Annotated in this window: 1 tRNA gene; it reads right to left on the bottom strand. The window is 36.7% G+C overall.

The annotated features are described in order from the left end of the window. Positions 1 to 121: 121 nt before the first annotated feature. Positions 122 to 195 (bottom strand) — tRNA-Ala (locus tag ACXAG7_RS20285). Between the last annotated feature and the right edge of the window lie 12 nt (positions 196 to 207).

Here is a 207-nt window from a genome sequence, read left to right as displayed (position 1 = left end):
CTCTTTATATTTTTTTATAAAGTTTGTTGATTTTTAATCAACTCTCTATCTTGATTCTTTACGATATCATATTACCAATATGTCAATGAACGTTTGGATAATCATAGAAATGATTTCCTTGTGGAGAATATCGGAGTCGAACCGATGACCTCTTGCGTGCAAGGCAAGCGCTCTAGCCAGCTGAGCTAATCCCCCATGTGCTTTTAG

The sequence above is a fragment of the Tenacibaculum sp. AWR4_210 genome (genome assembly GCF_056160945.1).
Note: the sequence above shows the minus strand (reverse complement) of the source record. Positions and strands in the feature narration are given on the sequence as shown.